Below are 1,042 nucleotides of genomic sequence, written 5' to 3'. Positions count from 1 at the left end.
TGATAGTGGTGGGGAAACGCCCGGTTAACCGTTCCGATCCCGGTAGCTAAGCCCATTCGCGCTGATGGTACTGCAACTTGGTGGTTGTGGGAGAGTAAGTGACTGCCGCAATATTCTTTGGGAGGGGGAGCGCTCGCTGATTAGGTTCAGCGAACACTCCCCCTCCTTCTTTTCGTGTTGGTGGGGGTTCGTCGCTTGGCGGACCCCCATTTTTGTGCCCTTTTGCACCGGTGCGCACTCGCGATATCACGTGTCAAAGGGAGCCCAGATGACCCAGCCGGGGCTCATGAAATTAGTTCACAGATCCATGCACGGAGTGCTCGGAGTGAAGTAGTGTAGTGCGAAGTTTCTTCGAGGCACCCGAACGGAATTTTTCAAGTCAAGCGGTACCAGGGTGAGTGAGGCAGTGGTTAGGCTGCCTCTGTTTCGGTGCCCTCCTTTGGTTGGTTGATCCATGCCGGTCCGGGTAGGGCCAGGATCTTGGGATCTGTGGCCTTGCTGAACCTTTGGGGGTGTTTGGCCCGCGCGGCAGCCAAGGTCTGTGAGCGTTTCACGGCGACGCTATCTGAGGTTAGCCTCGAATAGTGGACACCCAAGTTAGCGGGATTTCAGGTCCTGCTGGAAGGATGTTCAACATGTCAGATCAGAAACGGCAACGCCGCTCTTATACTCCGGAGTACCGCATCGAGGCCGCGAATCTCGTCATCAGCACAGGTCGGTCGATCGCGGCAGTGGCGAAGGAACTCGGAATCGGTGAGCAGACCTTGGGCACCTGGGTCAAAGCCGAGAAGGACCGACTCCGTGGCGAGGGCGAATCGACTGGCCCCTTGGGTGAGGACGAGCGGTCCGAACTGTCGCGGTTGCGGCGGGAGAATTTCGAGCTCAAAGAGGATAATGAATTTTTGGGAAAAGCAGCCTTAGATTCAAATCGTCAAGGCAACACCTCTGGTTTTCGGGTGGTGAGGTCGTGCTGGGCCTCGAGCGGTGTTCGGAAGCTCAAACACTTTCGGGGTCGGGTGTTGAGCTCATGAGCAATGACGTC

General features: G+C 56.8%; 1 rRNA gene and 2 pseudogenes. 2 read left to right on the top strand and 1 reads right to left on the bottom strand.

What is annotated here, in order from left to right:
• A 5S ribosomal RNA gene (gene rrf, locus BANT918_RS17145) occupies nucleotides 1-111 on the top strand; the annotation flags it as partial.
• A gap of 299 nt (nucleotides 112-410) precedes the next feature.
• Here the strand turns inward: rrf and BANT918_RS17900 are convergent.
• Nucleotides 411-590: pseudogene (locus BANT918_RS17900) on the bottom strand (hypothetical protein); the annotation flags it as partial.
• Nucleotides 591-635: 45 nt separating this feature from the next.
• Between BANT918_RS17900 and BANT918_RS17140 the strand changes: the two are divergent.
• Nucleotides 636-920, top strand: a pseudogene (locus tag BANT918_RS17140) (transposase); the annotation flags it as partial.
• Between the last annotated feature and the right edge of the window lie 122 nt (nucleotides 921-1,042).

This window comes from Brevibacterium antiquum CNRZ 918, from assembly GCF_900169145.1.
Lineage (GTDB): Bacteria > Actinomycetota > Actinomycetes > Actinomycetales > Brevibacteriaceae > Brevibacterium > Brevibacterium koreense.
This window is presented reverse-complemented; position numbering and strand designations above follow the sequence as displayed.